This window comes from Streptomyces sp. ISL-12 (assembly GCF_018614415.1).
GTDB lineage: Bacteria > Actinomycetota > Actinomycetes > Streptomycetales > Streptomycetaceae > Streptomyces.
In genome coordinates, this window is sequence record NZ_JAGGOO010000121.1 from 1 (window position 1) to 13,527 (window position 13,527).

The 13,527-nt window shown below is 73.0% G+C and carries 14 protein-coding genes and 2 pseudogenes; 3 read left to right on the forward strand and 13 right to left on the reverse strand.

Features of this window, described 5'->3' with window-relative positions:
• The 10 genes from J7I94_RS29470 to J7I94_RS29510 all read right to left on the reverse strand — a co-directional run.
• A partial coding sequence (locus J7I94_RS29470; RefSeq protein ID WP_215171898.1) for a phosphoadenosine phosphosulfate reductase family protein occupies positions 1-219 on the reverse strand: 219 nt, incomplete at its 3' end.
• Positions 216-752, reverse strand: a complete 537-nt coding sequence (gene cysC, locus J7I94_RS29475) for an adenylyl-sulfate kinase (RefSeq protein ID WP_215171899.1) — start codon at positions 750-752, stop codon at positions 216-218. The genes cysC and J7I94_RS29470, both read right to left, overlap by 4 nt.
• A 23-nt stretch (positions 753-775) precedes the next feature.
• Positions 776-1,486, reverse strand: coding sequence for a phosphoadenylyl-sulfate reductase (locus J7I94_RS29480; RefSeq protein WP_215171901.1), 711 nt, complete (start codon positions 1,484-1,486; stop codon positions 776-778).
• Entirely contained in the window at positions 1,483-1,662 is a 180-nt protein-coding gene (locus tag J7I94_RS29485) for a hypothetical protein (RefSeq protein WP_215171903.1), read from the reverse strand. The genes J7I94_RS29480 and J7I94_RS29485 overlap by 4 nt, the downstream gene beginning before the upstream one ends.
• Positions 1,659-3,356 carry a nitrite/sulfite reductase gene (locus tag J7I94_RS29490; RefSeq protein ID WP_215172009.1) on the reverse strand — a complete coding sequence of 566 codons (1,698 nt, stop codon included), beginning with the start codon at positions 3,354-3,356 and terminating at the stop codon, positions 1,659-1,661. The genes J7I94_RS29485 and J7I94_RS29490 overlap by 4 nt, the downstream gene beginning before the upstream one ends.
• 179 nt (positions 3,357-3,535) lie before the next feature.
• Positions 3,536-3,619: a putative leader peptide gene (locus J7I94_RS39590; RefSeq protein WP_310887545.1), complete on the reverse strand. Its 84-nt coding sequence runs from the start codon at positions 3,617-3,619 to the stop codon at positions 3,536-3,538.
• Between the two features lie 127 nt (positions 3,620-3,746).
• Positions 3,747-4,319: a GNAT family N-acetyltransferase gene (locus J7I94_RS29495; protein WP_215171905.1), complete on the reverse strand. Its 573-nt coding sequence runs from the start codon at positions 4,317-4,319 to the stop codon at positions 3,747-3,749.
• Positions 4,320-4,366: 47 nt separating this feature from the next.
• On the reverse strand, positions 4,367-5,674 hold the full coding sequence (locus J7I94_RS29500; RefSeq protein ID WP_215171907.1) for a hypothetical protein: 1,308 nt from the start codon (positions 5,672-5,674) through the stop codon (positions 4,367-4,369).
• Positions 5,675-5,972: 298 nt separating this feature from the next.
• A complete protein-coding gene (locus J7I94_RS29505; RefSeq protein ID WP_215171909.1) occupies positions 5,973-7,250 on the reverse strand; it encodes a GAF domain-containing protein in 1,278 nt (425 codons plus the stop codon).
• 313 nt (positions 7,251-7,563) lie between these two features.
• The gene (locus J7I94_RS29510; protein WP_215171911.1) at positions 7,564-9,198 is read right to left on the reverse strand and encodes an acyl-CoA dehydrogenase family protein; all 1,635 of its coding nucleotides are present in this window, start codon (positions 9,196-9,198) and stop codon (positions 7,564-7,566) included.
• Between the two features lie 215 nt (positions 9,199-9,413).
• Between J7I94_RS29510 and J7I94_RS29515 the strand changes: the two genes are divergently transcribed.
• Positions 9,414-10,553, forward strand: a complete 1,140-nt coding sequence (locus tag J7I94_RS29515; RefSeq protein WP_215171913.1) for a YihY/virulence factor BrkB family protein — start codon at positions 9,414-9,416, stop codon at positions 10,551-10,553.
• A 30-nt stretch (positions 10,554-10,583) separates the two neighbouring features.
• Here the strand turns inward: J7I94_RS29515 and J7I94_RS38700 are convergent, their stop codons facing one another.
• Entirely contained in the window at positions 10,584-10,790 is a 207-nt protein-coding gene (locus J7I94_RS38700) for a hypothetical protein (protein ID WP_306522578.1), read from the reverse strand.
• A gap of 64 nt (positions 10,791-10,854) precedes the next feature.
• On the opposite strand from J7I94_RS38700, the pseudogene J7I94_RS38705 reads away from it, so the two are divergent.
• Positions 10,855-11,310, forward strand: a pseudogene (locus J7I94_RS38705) (helix-turn-helix transcriptional regulator); the annotation flags it as partial.
• A gap of 10 nt (positions 11,311-11,320) precedes the next feature.
• Positions 11,321-12,007, forward strand: coding sequence for a helix-turn-helix domain-containing protein (locus J7I94_RS29525; RefSeq protein ID WP_215171917.1), 687 nt, complete (start codon positions 11,321-11,323; stop codon positions 12,005-12,007).
• On the opposite strand, the pseudogene J7I94_RS29530 reads toward J7I94_RS29525, so the two are convergent.
• A pseudogene (locus J7I94_RS29530) lies at positions 11,984-12,391 on the reverse strand (VOC family protein). The gene J7I94_RS29525 and the pseudogene J7I94_RS29530 sit on opposite strands and share 24 nt — an antisense overlap.
• A 373-nt stretch (positions 12,392-12,764) precedes the next feature.
• Positions 12,765-13,421 carry a hypothetical protein gene (locus J7I94_RS29535; protein WP_215171918.1) on the reverse strand — a complete coding sequence of 219 codons (657 nt, stop codon included), beginning with the start codon at positions 13,419-13,421 and terminating at the stop codon, positions 12,765-12,767.
• Positions 13,422-13,527 lie beyond the last annotated feature (106 nt).

Genomic DNA, 13,527 nt, shown 5'->3' on the forward strand with positions numbered 1-13,527 from the left:
GAGGAGGGAGAAGGGGACCGGGGCGGGGGTGAAGGCTTTCAGGGCGAGGTGGAGCATGACGATGGAGTCCTTGCCGCCGGAGAAGAGGATCACCGGCCGTTCGAACTCGCCCGCGACCTCGCGGAAGATGTGCACCGCCTCGGACTCCAGCGCGTCCAGGTGCGAGAGGGCGTACGGGCTGTCCGTGCCCTCCTCGGCGGTCGCGACGGTCGTCGTCATGCCAGTCCCCTTTCGCTGAGCAGGGCGTGCACCGCCGCGGCGGACTCCTGGACGGTCTGGTCCTGCGACTCGATGCGCAGATCGGGAGCGACGGGCTCCTCGTACGGGTCGTCGACCCCGGTCAGCCCGGTCAGCTCACCCGCGGCCTGCTTGGCGTACAGCCCCTTCACGTCCCGCTCGCTGCACACCTCGACCGGGGTCGCGACGTGCACCTCCAGGTACGCGGTGCCGTTCTCCTGGTGGCGCTTGCGCACCGCGTCGCGGCTGTCCGCGTACGGGGCGATGACCGGGACGAGGGCCAGGACGCCGTTGCGGGCGAGCAGCTCGGCGACGAAGCCGATGCGCTGCACGTTGGTGTGCCGGTCCTCGCGGCTGAAGCCGAGGCCCGCCGAGATGAACTCGCGGATCTCGTCGCCGTCGAGCACCTCGACGCCGTGGCCCTCGGCGCGCAGCCGGCCGGCCAGTTCGTGGGCGATGGTGGTCTTGCCGGCGCTCGGCAGACCCGTGAGCCAGACGGTGGCTCCGGTCGTCACTGGGGACTCCTCCATGATCGTGGTCATCCGTGCAGCCCGCACTCGGTCTTCGCGCGGCCCGCCCAGCGGCCGGCGCGCGCGTCCTCGCCCTCCAGCACCCGGCGGGTGCAGGGGGCGCAGCCGACGGAGGCGTAGCCGTCCATCAGCAGGGGGTTGGTGAGGACGCCGTGCTCGGCGACATAGGCGTCCACGTCGTCCTGGGTCCAGCGGGCGATGGGGGAGACCTTGACCTTCCGCCGCTTCTCGTCCCAGCCGACGACCGGGGTGTTGGCCCGGGTCGGGGACTCGTCGCGGCGCAGCCCCGTCGCCCAGGCCACGTAGTTCGTCAGGCCCTCTTCCAGCGGCTTGACCTTGCGCAGGGCGCAGCACAGGTCGGGGTCGCGGTCGTGCAGCTTCGGGCCGTACTCGGCGTCCTGCTCGGCGACGGTCTGCCGGGGCGTGAGGGTGATGACGTTGACGTCCATCACCGCTTCCACCGCGTCCCGGGTCCCGATCGTCTCGGGGAAGTGGTAGCCGGTGTCGAGGAACACCACGTCGACGCCGGGCATCGCGCGGGAGGCGAGGTGGGCGACCACCGCGTCCTCCATGGAGGAGGTCACACAGAACCGCTTGCCGAACGTGTCCACGGCCCACTGGAGGATCTCCAGCGCGGAGGCGTCCTCCAGGTCGCGGCCCGCCCGTTCGGCGAGCGCCTTGAGATCCTCGGTCGTACGCTCTTCCTGTATCGCCGTCATATCGCTTCCCCTCCCGAGGGGTCGGGCCGAAGCCCGCGGGCCAGCAGCCCGCGGAACTTCAGCTGGAATGCGCGGTTGCACGCCGCGCATTCCCAGGCGCCGTGGCCCTCCTCGCCGGGACGAAGGTCCTCGTCGCCGCAGTAAGGGCAGTAGAAGGGAGCGGCGCGCTCGCTCATTTCAGGGCCTCCTCGGAGGCACGCGCCGCCCAGGTGGCGAACCGCTCGCCGGCTTCCCGCTCGGCCTGGTAGCGCTTCAGCACGCGCTCGATGTAGTCCGGCAGCTCGTCCGAGGTGACCTTCAGGCCGCGTACCTTGCGGCCGAAGCCGGGCTCCAGACCGAGGGCGCCGCCCAGGTGGACCTGGTAGCCCTCGACCTGCTCGCCCGCGTCGTTGACGACGAGCTGCCCCTTGAGACCGATGTCCGCCACCTGGATACGGGCGCAGGCGTTGGGGCAGCCGTTGAGGTTGATGGTGAGCGGCTCGTCGAACTCCGGCAGCCGGCGCTCCAGTTCGTCGATGAGCTGGGAGCCGCGGGCCTTGGTCTCGACGATGGCCAGCTTGCAGAACTCGATGCCGGTGCAGGCCATGGTGCCGCGCCGGAAGGTGGACGGCCGGGCGGTCAGGTCGAGCGCCTCCAGGGACTCGACCAGCGACTCGACCTGCCCCTCCTCGACATCGAGGACGATCATCTTCTGCTCGACGGTGGTGCGCACCCGGCCCGAGCCGTGCGCCTCCGCCACGTCGGCGATCTTGGTCAGGGTGGTGCCGTCGACCCGGCCGACGCGCGGCGCGAAGCCGACGTAGTAGCGGCCGTCCTTCTGCCGGTGCACCCCGATGTGGTCGCGCCAGCGGGCCACCGGCTCGTCCGGCGCGGGACCGTCGGTCAGCTTCCGCTTCAGGTACTCGTCCTCCAGCACCTGCCGGAACTTCTCCGGGCCCCAGTCGGCGACCAGGAACTTCAGCCGGGCGCGGTTGCGCAGCCGCCGGTAGCCGTAGTCGCGGAAGATAGAGATGACGCCCTCGTAGACGTCGGGGACGTCCTCGATCGGCACCCAGGCGTTCAGGCGCACGCCCAGCTTGGGGTTGGTGGACAGACCGCCGCCGACCCACAGGTCGAAGCCCGGGCCGTGCTCGGGGTGGCGGACGCCGACGAACGCCACGTCGTTGATCTCGTGCACCACGTCCAGGACCGGCGAGCCGGAGATCGCGGTCTTGAACTTCCGGGGGAGGTTCGAGTACGCCGGGTTGCCCAGGACCCGGCGCTTCATCTCCTCCAGGGCCGGCGTCCCGTCGATGATCTCGTCCTCGGCGATGCCCGCGACGGGGGAACCGATCATCACGCGGGGCGTGTCGCCGCACGCGGTGACCGTGGACAGGCCGACGCCCTCCAGCCGCTCCCATATCGCCGGCACGTCCTCGATCCGGATCCAGTGGTACTGGACGTTCTGCCGGTCGGTGATGTCGGCCGTGCCGCGGGCGAACTCCTGCGAGATCTCCCCGATCACGCGGAGCTGCTGGGTGGTCAGCGCACCGCCGTCGATGCGGACGCGCAGCATGAAGTACTCGTCGTCCAGCTCCTCCGGCTCCAGGACGGCCGTCTTGCCGCCGTCGATGCCGGGGCGGCGCTGGGTGTACAGCCCCCACCAGCGCATCCGGCCGCGCAGATCGTTGGGGTCGATCGAGTCGAAGCCCCGCTTGGAGTAGACCGTCTCAATCCGTGTCCGGACATTGAGACCGTCGTCGTCCTTCTTGAACTGTTCGTTGCCGTTGAGCGGGGTGAAGTGACCCGCGGCCCACTGACCCTCACCGCGGTGACGGCTCACCTTGCGGCGGGGAGTCGTGGCGGCAGGCTCGGGCGGGGTGGCGGCCATCGTGGACACGTCCTTCAGACAGCAGTGGATGGGATCGGCGCGGAGCGCCGTCATTGAGGGGTGGTGGTCGGGCGGCGGGAGGGAGGCACTGACCTGCGCGGCGGGCGCATGGGCATACGGGCGCGACGTCGCGCGGGGAATTCAGGCGAAGGGAGAGACCGGTGCTGCTGGGGTAGCTCTCAGCGCGCCGGACAGATGGCGCTGGACATGCGGCCGAGGTCGACGTGGCGTCGACTCACCAAGGCAATTCCAGTTCCAGGCATGACGGAAGCGTGGCACGGCGTTCTGGACACAGTCCAGCTTCATCCGAAATGTGGACACCATTGTCTCGTACAGTGAGACAATGGTGTTGTTGGTCACATGGGCCGGTTCCGGCCGTTTCGACGCAGGTCAGGAGGGGAAAGCGCCGGGCCACGGCCCCGGGGAGGGCGCCTCGGTCTCCTCCTCGACCTTGGTGTCGAACAGCCGGAAGCCCCGCCGCTGGTAGTTGCCCATCGCGTGCTCGCCGTCCTTGCTGCACGTGTGCAGCCACACCCGCTTGGTCGGCGGCAGCCCCGGCCGGCGCTCGGCGAGGTCCCAGGCGCGGGCGGTGGCGTACGACAGCAGGTACCCGCCGATACGGCGGCCCCGGAAGGCCGGGATCAGGCCGAAGTACTCGATCTCCACCGTGCCGTCGTCCCCGGCGACCAGTTCCGCGTACCCGGCGGGCGTCCCGCTCTCGTAGGCGACCCAGGTCTCCACGCCCGGCCGGGCCAGGTGCTCCCGCCAGCGCGCGTACGTCCACTCCAGCCGGTCGGTCCAGCGGACGTCACCGCCCACCGCCGTGTAGAGGAAGCGGCTGAACTCGGGGGAGGGCACCTCGGCGCGGACGACACGGACGTCCCCCTCCGGGGCGTCGGACGGCAGCAGGTCGGACGGCGCCGTCTGCTCCAGGGACCAGGTGGTCACGGGGATGGTGGTCATGCCGGTCAGAAAATCATCCGGCGGGGGCCGCTGTCGACGGCGGCCGGCTACCCCAGCGCGCCGTCGACCGCGTCCAGGGGCAGCGCGAACAGGGTCCGGCCCGACTGCGACCACACCTCGCCGGTGCGGGGCGAGTACGACAGCGAGCCCGGCTCACCGCTCCAGCACAGGTGCGAGCGGTCGGCGCCGCACTCGGTGGCCCGGGCACCGTCCAGGTCCGTCCGCCACAGCGTGCCGCGCCCGTCCGGGCTGCCGGCGGTGCCGCCCAGGTACCACTCGGTGCGGTCCGTGCCGGCCGCGCGGTGGGACAGCACGCCGCGGATGCCGCGCGCCCCGGTCTCGTACACCTCGCGCGCCCCGGCCCGGCCGGTGGGGTCGGTGGCGGGCAGGCCGGTGCGGTCGGGTGCGGTGCTGAGGGAGTAGCGCCACAGCCGGGAGGGGCGGTCGTCGTCCACGGGCACGGACTCGCCCGCGACGAGACTGTCGGGTGTGGTGCCCCGGTCCAGGGACAGGACGTCGGGGCGGCCCGCGCCGGGGCTGTCGTCCGCCTCGTAGGAGGCGACGGCGGGCAGTACGTAGCGGTGGCCGCCGGCCGACCAGCCGCCGGTCACCCGGCCCACGGTGTCGGTGTCGGCGGTGGTCCGCTGGATGCGGTCCAGGTCGTAGGCGTAGAGCGCGTTGCGGTCCCCGGCGCCGGCGGTGACCAGCAGCTTGTCCTGGTACCAGACCATGCCGGAGACGGGCGAGGCCAGCGGCCGGTAGTCCCGGCCGCCGTCGACCGGGAGGACCAGCAGGACCGAGGTGTAGCGCGGCCGGCCGGTGCCGTCGGCGTCGACGAAGGAGACCCGGGTCATGCGCCGCCCGGTGGCCGTGTCGTCGCGGGACCAGGCCGACAGGATCACCTGGTCGGCGCCCCAGCGGCCGTCGTCGTCCGCGTCGGCCGAGGTGGTCACGGCGCCCGGGGACCAGCCGCTGGTGTCGGCGCCGTCCCAGCAGTAGGCGCGGGTGGCCGCGGGGGCTATCGGCAGGGACTCGCGCTCGGCGTCCGTACAGTCGTCCGTGGGGCGCAGGGTGCGGTCGGCGGAGGCCAGGACGGTGCGGACGTCCACCGGGGAGCCCATCGACGCGGACAGCCGGCCCAGCCAGCGGCGGGGCACCTGGCGCTCGGTCAGTCCGAGCCGGGTGGCGTCGGCGGACGCCGTGAGCCGCTTCAGACCGCCGGGGCCGTCGGCGACCTCGGCCTGTGAAGCGCTGATCATCGTGGCGGCGGCCGTCAGCGCCAGGGCGGCGCCGGTCAGGGTCGCGCGCAGTGCTCTGCTCCGCCTGCGCCGGCGGTGTCTGCCGCGATGCGTCATGAAACCTCCACAGGCAGCGGACCAACTACGCCCGATGAGTCGATCGTTGACTCTACGGCAGACGGGCTCTTCCGTGGACGCGGGTCCCGTAAAAGAGTGGAAGAAACCCCACTCGTACCCCTGGCGCCCACCATTCGGTCACACTCGCCCGCGGGCGGGCGCTGCTCGCGGTCTGCGGCCGGCGAAGTCGAACGGGAGTGCGCGCGAACCCGGGTGGGTCACACCGCCACCGCCGGCACGGACAGGCCACCGCCACGCCGGTGGCGCCGGGTCCACGGCCGAGCCGGCGCCCTCCCCGTCAGCGGACCGTCGCCGAGCGGCGACGGTGTTCCGTCACCGCCGGGGCCGTCGAGTGGGGCAGCAGGTCGCGGGGGTCGTCGGGGAGGAGGACCTCCACCTCCGTGTCGTCGGAGAAACGATACGGCCGATGGGCCAGCAGGCCCCCGAGGTAGCGCCGGACGCGGGACAGTTCGGCCCGCACGGTCACCGTGCGCGCCGGGTCGCCGAACATGTCCTCGGCCAGGCCCGCGGCGCTGCGTCCGGAGCGGTGGACGGCGAGCAGATAGAGCAGTTCGGCGTGCCGGGGGCTCAGTTCGTGGGTCCAGGAGCCCGCGTCGCTCCGTACCCGCACCGACCAGCGCCGCGGCTGACCGAGGTCCAGCACGATCCGGGTGACCCCCCGCGGCTCCGGCTCCTCGACGGCCCGCACCAGCCAGCCGTCGGCCAGCGGCTCCACCGCGCACGACCCGAGCGACGGCAGGGACAGCACCCCCGCCGACACGGACTTGGGCAGGGCGATCCGCTCCGTGTACGGCACCCCGGTCACCGCGGCGGTCCACCCGTCCCGGTCCACCACCAGGGCCCGCCCGTCGATCCGGGCGAGCACCGGTGCCGCCACCGCGCGCAGCCGCTCCAGCGACCGCACGTGCAGCTCGCGCAGCCGGGCCTCGGCGAGCTTGGCCACCGCGCCGACCCAGGCGAGGGTCGCCGGATGCATCGTCGTCAGCGGCCCGCTGACGTCGACCACCCCGAGCAGCCGCCCGTCGCGCGGGTCGGTGATGGGCGCCCCGGCGCACGTCCAGGTGGCGTGCGAGCGGACGAAGTGCTCGGCGGCGAAGACCTGTACGGGCCGCCGGACGACCGCCGGGGTGCCGATGCCGTTGGTCCCGACCACGTCCTCCCGCCAGTCCGCGCCGAGTTCGAACCCGAGGCCGTCGGCCTTGCGCAGCACCTGCGGACTGCCCTCCCGCCACAGCACCCGGCCCTCGTCGTCCGCGACCACCATGATGTGGTGGGCGACCTCCACGGCGGACAGGAGCCCTTCGCGCAGCACCGGCAGCACGTGCCGCAGCGCCGACGCCTCCCGCCGCCGTTCCACCTCCTCGTGGGAGAGCAGCCCGGCCCGGACGTCGTGGTCCGGGTCGACACCGCTGCGCAGCATCCGCTCCCAGGACCGCTCGATCACCGGTCGCGGAGCCACCGGGGCCCGCCCGCCGGCGAGCCGGGCGGAACGGACCGCGTCCAGCATCCGTGCCGCGTGCGCCACGTCCACGGCCGCCACCTGCGTCACGTCCATCGGCGAGAGCGTCACCGGCCTGAGTCCTCCCTCCGAGAGATGGGCTCGCACACCGTCTGGCGTATGCGTCTCATTCTCACCGCTTGCCCCGGCACCGGAGACACAGTCCGCACACAGCGCACGGCTCAGTTGCAACCCCTTGCAACCCTGGTGGAGCGCCGCGCGGTACCCCAGACTTGACCTCGCGTCGCCCCGAGCGACGCACGCCCGCCTGAAACGGGCCAGTGTGCGGGGGGTGGTGCCGTGTCGGCGCAGCACCACCCCCCGTATCGCCCCCTGTACCACCCCCGTGCCCCCCGCACCACCGTCCGGATCAAGCCACCGGGCGGGCCCGCTCCACGACGGACGCCAGATCGAGGGTGGCGGGCAGGGTGCCGAAGGCCGCGCCCCCGTCGCCGCCCAGCCGCGCGGCGCAGAACGCGTCGGCGACCTCCGGGGGCGCGTGGCGGACCAGCAGCGCCCCCTGGAGCACCAGCGCCAGCCGTTCCGTCAGCCGTCGCGCCCGGGCCTCGGCGTGCGCCAGGTCCGCCAGTTCGGTCAGCAGGTCCCGGATCGCCGCGTCCAGCCGGTGATCGGCGCCGCGCGCCCGGCCGACCTCGGTCAGATACGCGTCCAGCGCCGCCGGCTCCCGCTGCAGCGCCCGCAGCACGTCCAGCGCCTGGACGTTCCCGGCGCCCTCCCAGATCGAGTTCAGCGGCGACTCCCGCACCAGCCGGGGCATCCCGGACTCCTCGACGTACCCGTTGCCGCCCAGGCACTCGGCCGCCTCCACCGCCACCGGCGCGCACCGCTTGGTCACCCAGTACTTGGCGGCCGGCACCGCGATCCGCAGGAAGGCCCGCTCCGCGTCACCGCCGTCGTCGTACGCCGCCGCCAGCCGCAGCGCCAGCGTCGTCGCCGCCTCCGACTCGACCGCGAGGTCCGCCAGGACGTTGCGCATCAACGGCTGGTCGACCAGCTTCGCGCCGAACACCTCCCGGTACGCGGCGTGATGCACGGCCTGCGCCACCGCCTGCCGCATCAGCCCCGCCGAGCCCAGTACGCAGTCCAGCCGGGTCGCCGCCACCATCCCGATGATGACGCGCACCCCCTGGCCCTCCTCGCCGACCCGGCGCGCCCAGGTCCCGGCGAACTCGACCTCGGCGGAGGCGTTGGACCGGTTGCCCAGCTTGTCCTTCAGCCGCTGGATCAGGAACACGTTGCGGGTGCCGTCCGCCAGCACCCGCGGCACCAGGAAGCACGTCAGCCCCGCCGGGGCCTGGGCCAGGACCAGGAAGGCGTCCGACATCGGCGCCGAGCAGAACCACTTGTGTCCCGTCAGCTCGTACGCGCCCTCCTCGGCCAGCGGCCGCGCGGCGGTCGTGTTCGCCCGCACGTCGCTGCCGCCCTGCTTCTCCGTCATCCCCATCCCGAACAGCACGCCGGCCTTCAGGTGCGCCGGCCGCAGCTCCCGGTCGTAGATCGTGGAGGTCAGCCGCGGCTCCCACTCGGCGGCGAGGGCGGGGTCGGCGCGCAGCGCGGGCACCGCCGCGTGCGTCATCGACAGCGGACATCCGTTGCCCGCCTCGACCTGCGTCCACATCAGGAACGCGGCGGCCCGCCGTACGTGCCCGCCCGGACGGGACCAGGCGGCGGTCAGCCCCGCCGCGACGCCCTTGCCGAGGAGCCGGTGCCAGGCCGGATGGAAGTCGACCTCGTCGAGCCGGTTCCCGTACCGGTCGTGGGTGCGCAGGACGGGCGGGTTCGCGTTGGCCTGCGCTCCCCACTCCTGCGCCTGCGCCGACCCGCAGCTGCGGCCCAGGCCGGACAGCTCCGCCCGTGCCTCCTCGGCCAGGTCCGGCGCCAGATGCCGCTCGACCGCCGCCGCGAGGGCCCGGTCGGCGGTGAAGACGTCGTACCCGACCAGCGGCGGGGTCTGGTTCGTCACGGTGTGGGTGCTGCCTGTCATGGGGGCAACCTACCCGGGACCCGGCACCGGCACCGCGCTCCCGTGGCCGGGCCGGACGCGGAGAGGAACCGATGCCGGGGCCGATGCCGGGACAGGCGCCGGGACCGATGCTTTCCGGTCAACGCGGACATGCCAGACCGTTCCGGGCCGGTGTCCGCCGTGCCGCGGGCCACCGCGGGATGAGAGGCGCCGGTCACGGCGGATACCTTTAGGTCGTGCAGCCAGCAAGTGAACCCCCCGAGCGGCCGTCCGGACGGCTCCATCGCGCCCGCGCCCTCTACCGGAACGTCTCCAAGCGCAGGACCGCCTGGTTGCTCCTCAAGGACACCGTCAACTCCTGCATGGAGTACCGCATCCTGGGACTGGCCGCCGAGGCGGCGTTCTTCACCCTGCTGTCGGTGCCGCCCCTGCTGCTCAGCCTCGTCGGCCTGCTCGGCTACGTGGACCTGTGGATCGGCGCGGACACCACCGACAGCCTGCGCACCAACATCCTGGACGCCTCCCGCGCGGTCCTGTCCGAACGGGGCGTCAAGGAGATCACCGAGCCGATCCTGGAGGACGTGATGAAGGGCGGCCGGCCCGACGTCATCTCCCTCGGTTTCCTGCTGGCGCTCTGGTCGGGCTCCCGCGCGGTGAACGTCTTCATCGACACCATCACCGTGATGTACGGCCTCGACGGCGTCCGGGGCATCGTCAAGACCCGGCTGCTCGCCTTCGGCCTGTTCATCGTGGCGCTGCTGATCGGCTCGGTCGCGCTGCCGCTGATGGTGGCGGGCCCGGACGCGGTGGTGCGGATCGTGCCGTGGTCGACGACGGTCGTGCAGGTGCTGTACTGGCCGGTCGTCCTCGTCCTGTCGGTCGCCTTCCTGACCACGCTCTACCACGTGTCGGTGCCGGTGCGCTCGCCCTGGATCGAGGACGTCCCCGGGGCGCTGGTCGCCCTCGCCATGTGGGTGTTCGGCAGCTTCCTGCTGCGGATCTACCTCACCAGCACCGTCGAGGGCCCCACCATCTACGGTTCGCTCGCCGCGCCGGTCGCCGTGCTGCTGTGGATCGGCGTGTCCGCGTTCGCGGTGCTGGTCGGGGCGGCGGTCAACGCGGCCATCGACCGGGTCTGGCCGGCCGCCGCCACCGCCGCGGCCCGCGAGGCCAACGAGCGGGTGCGCCAGGCGCAGGTCGCCGAGTACGTCGCCCGCACCGCCGCGCAGGGCGAGGCCGACCCCGACATGCCCTCCGAGTTCCCCGAACGCTGGTCCCGCTTCCTGCCCCCGGAGGACGTCACCTCCCGCCTGCGGACCCACGCGAAGTCGACGCCACGGGGGGAGGAGGGGCCGCCGCGGGGCAGGGAGGACTGACCCTGGCCCTGGCTCCGTCCCCCGCTCGCCTCACCCCTTCCAGGTGCCCGCCGCTGCCGCCTCCGGCGCGTACCGCGCGAAGTCCCGCGGCTCGCGCCCCAGCACCTGCCGTACGCCGTCCGACACCCGGGCGTTGCGGCCGTCCAGCAGCGAGGCGAACACCTCGACCAGGAACCCGGCCTCCTCCGGCCCCACCCCGAGCCCGGTCAGCCGCTCCCGGTACGCCTCCGGCGCCACCCCTCCATACGTCAGCGGACGCCCCGTCGCCGCGGCGATCTCGGCGACCGCCTGCCCGGAGGTGAGCAGCGAGCCGGGCCGGCCGGTCGTCCTGGACCGCCTCCTCGACCTGCTGGTCATCGCCGGGCTACGGGCCTGGTTCGCCTGCCCCGAGGCCGGACCGCCCGCCTGGTACCGGGCGCCGGCCGACCCGGTGGTCGGCCGGGCACCGCGCCGCGTGCACCACGTCCCGGCACACCCGTGGACGGTGGCCTCCCTCGCCGCCGGGACCGGTGTCTCCCGCGCCGCCCTCGCCCGCCGCTTCACCGAACCGGTCGGCGAGCCGGTGACGACGTACGTCACCGGCCGGCGCCTCGCCCTGGCCGCCGACCGGCTGCGCGACACCGACGACACCGACGACACCGTCGGCGCGGTCGCCCGCCAGGTCGGCTACGGCGGCGCGTTCGCCCTGTCCACCGCCTTCGAACGGGCCTACGGCGTCAGCCCCCGGGAACACCGCACGCGGACCCTGGCGACGTAGCCTGGCACCCGTGTACACCGAACGGCCGTCCCGACTGCCCGGCGCGGTGGTGTGGACCAGCGTCCCGGACGGCACCGGACGCGTGCTGCCCGACGGCTGCATGGACCTGCTCTGGCACGACGGACGCCTGCTGGTGGCCGGCCCCGACACCCGCGCCCACGTCCCCGAGGGCACCGGCGACCGGTGGGCGGGCGTCCGCTTCCACCCGGGCACGGCGCCGGCCCTCCTGGGCGTACCGGCCCACGCGCTGCGCGACCGGCGCGTGCCGCTCGTGGACCTCTGGCCGGCCGCCGCGTCCCGCCGCCTCACCGCCCGGGTGAACGCGGCGGCGGACCCGGCGCGCGGCCTGGAGGAGGCGGCGCTGTCCCGGGCGGCGGACACCGACCCGCCCGACCCGCTCCTGCTGCGGATCGTGGCCGCCCTGGACGCGGGCCGCCCGGTGGCCCGTACCGCCGACGAACTCGGCATCGGAGCCCGCCAGTTGCACCGCCGCTCGCTGGCCGCCTTCGGCTACGGCCCGAAGACCCTGGCCCGCGTCCTGCGCCTGCGCCGCGCCCTCGCCCTGGCCCGGACCGGCGTCCCCCTCGCGGAGACGGCCGCCCGGACCGGCTACGCCGACCAGGCCCACCTCGCCCGGGACGTACGGGAACTGACGGGCCTGCCCCCGAGGGCGCTACTGGGCGGCGGCGCCGGGTAGCGCGGCGAACAGGTCCACACCGTTGCCGTCCGGATCGTGCACGACGGCGTACCGCTGCCCCCAGAACGCGTCCCACGGCTTCAGCTCACCGTGCCACCCGGCGCGGACCAGCTCCTCGTACAGCGCGTCCACCTCCTCCGGCGTCTCTCACCGCAGGGCCAGCGAGGCCCGGCCCCCGCCGGCCGGCGGCCGGAACCCGGGGTGGAAGGAGCGGACGGTCTCCTCGGTGTCGAGCAGCAGCCGGATGCCGCCCGGCGGCCCGGCCTCGGCGTGCGGCTGTTCCTCGGCGCCCTGCGGGAAGGGGAAACCGAGGCGGCGGTAGAAGGTCACGGAGGCGGCCATGTCGGAGACGACCAGGCCGACGGCGTCGAATCGTGCGGTCATGCGGCCACGGTAGGCGGGCGCCGCCGCCCGGTCTTGAAGAAAACGGACCTGCCACCACTGTTGCCCACCGGTTCCTGTGTAACGGCCACGTATGAGCGCCCGCGCGTCCGCAACGGGCGCCGCGCTCCGGGTTGTCCTACGGGACAGAAAGGCTCGCCCGACCCGCGTGAGCGGCACGGATCCAAGGAGCGACGATGCGCGTCAAGAACCTCCCCTTCCCCGCACTACAGGCCGAGCACCTCCGGCGGCAGCGGCGTCACCTTCGACACCTCCCGGCCACCGTCCATCTCGCCGCGTCGGACAGCCTGGAGCCGACGGTACGGGTGGACCCGGTGGGGACGGGCAAGCAGGGGGGTGCGAGGCGGGGCCGCTGTCACCTTCGCGGCTGCCGCCATCGCACCGCCATCACTCCCGACACCTCCAGCAACTCGCTGCCTCCCGGAGTGGCGAGGACGCCGAATCCACGCCTCCTGCCGTCTGCTTCCAGCCGCACCTCACCGGCGTACCAGGCGCCGGCCTCCAGCGCTTCAGGCCAGTGACGGCGACGCGTTGGTTTCCGGGCGGACAGCAGACCGGTCAGCTCTGCGCCTTCGAGGTAGCGCAACCGGACGGCAACTCCGTTGAGGTCCTTGACGCCTGAGGCGCGGTGAGCCGCGGGGATGAACTCCCAGGGGTGCTGTTCGAGTACCCGCCGGATTCGCTTCAGGGAAGCCATGGCGTCACGACGTCGATAGACGATCGATAGAAAATAGACAAAAGAAAGAATAACGAACACTCCGACGGCCCGTGACTTGTTCAAGTCGCTCGAGACGTTTCCGTGGACCGCGCCGAGAGCAATGAAACACAGGGCATACAGGGAGTGCCAAAACCACGTGCGTCTCTTTGCCGCACGTTGTTCGTTCTCCCACGCTGCGCGGGTTTCCGGGTGGTCGAAGGCGCATTTGTACAGCGGGGCCGGTGTAGGCGAGGTGGTCTGATTTGCTTGCGCCCTGGTCCTGTCGGAGGGGAGACCCGCACCGCTCTCTGTCACAACTTCTCCTCGCGCGTGATGGGGCCTGTGAGGGCTTGTCTCCCAGTGTGATCGGCCTGCCACTCTACTGCTATAAGCTGCCACCCGGATGGACAGAGCTGCCACG

What these genes read in the sequence shown, in the direction of transcription:
- J7I94_RS29480 (WP_215171901.1), bottom strand. Translation starts at nt 1,486, where the DNA reads ATGACGGCGATACAGGAAGAGCGTACGACCGAGGATCTCAAGGCGCTC.
- J7I94_RS29485 (WP_215171903.1), bottom strand. Translation starts at nt 1,662, where the DNA reads ATGAGCGAGCGCGCCGCTCCCTTCTACTGCCCTTACTGCGGCGACGAG.
- J7I94_RS29490 (WP_215172009.1), bottom strand. Translation starts at nt 3,356, where the DNA reads ATGGCCGCCACCCCGCCCGAGCCTGCCGCCACGACTCCCCGCCGCAAG.
- J7I94_RS39590 (WP_310887545.1), bottom strand. Translation starts at nt 3,619, where the DNA reads ATGCCTGGAACTGGAATTGCCTTGGTGAGTCGACGCCACGTCGACCTC.
- J7I94_RS29495 (WP_215171905.1), bottom strand. Translation starts at nt 4,319, where the DNA reads ATGACCACCATCCCCGTGACCACCTGGTCCCTGGAGCAGACGGCGCCG.
- J7I94_RS29500 (WP_215171907.1), bottom strand. Translation starts at nt 5,674, where the DNA reads ATGACGCATCGCGGCAGACACCGCCGGCGCAGGCGGAGCAGAGCACTG.
- J7I94_RS29505 (WP_215171909.1), bottom strand. Translation starts at nt 7,250, where the DNA reads ATGGACGTGACGCAGGTGGCGGCCGTGGACGTGGCGCACGCGGCACGG.
- J7I94_RS29510 (WP_215171911.1), bottom strand. Translation starts at nt 9,198, where the DNA reads ATGACAGGCAGCACCCACACCGTGACGAACCAGACCCCGCCGCTGGTC.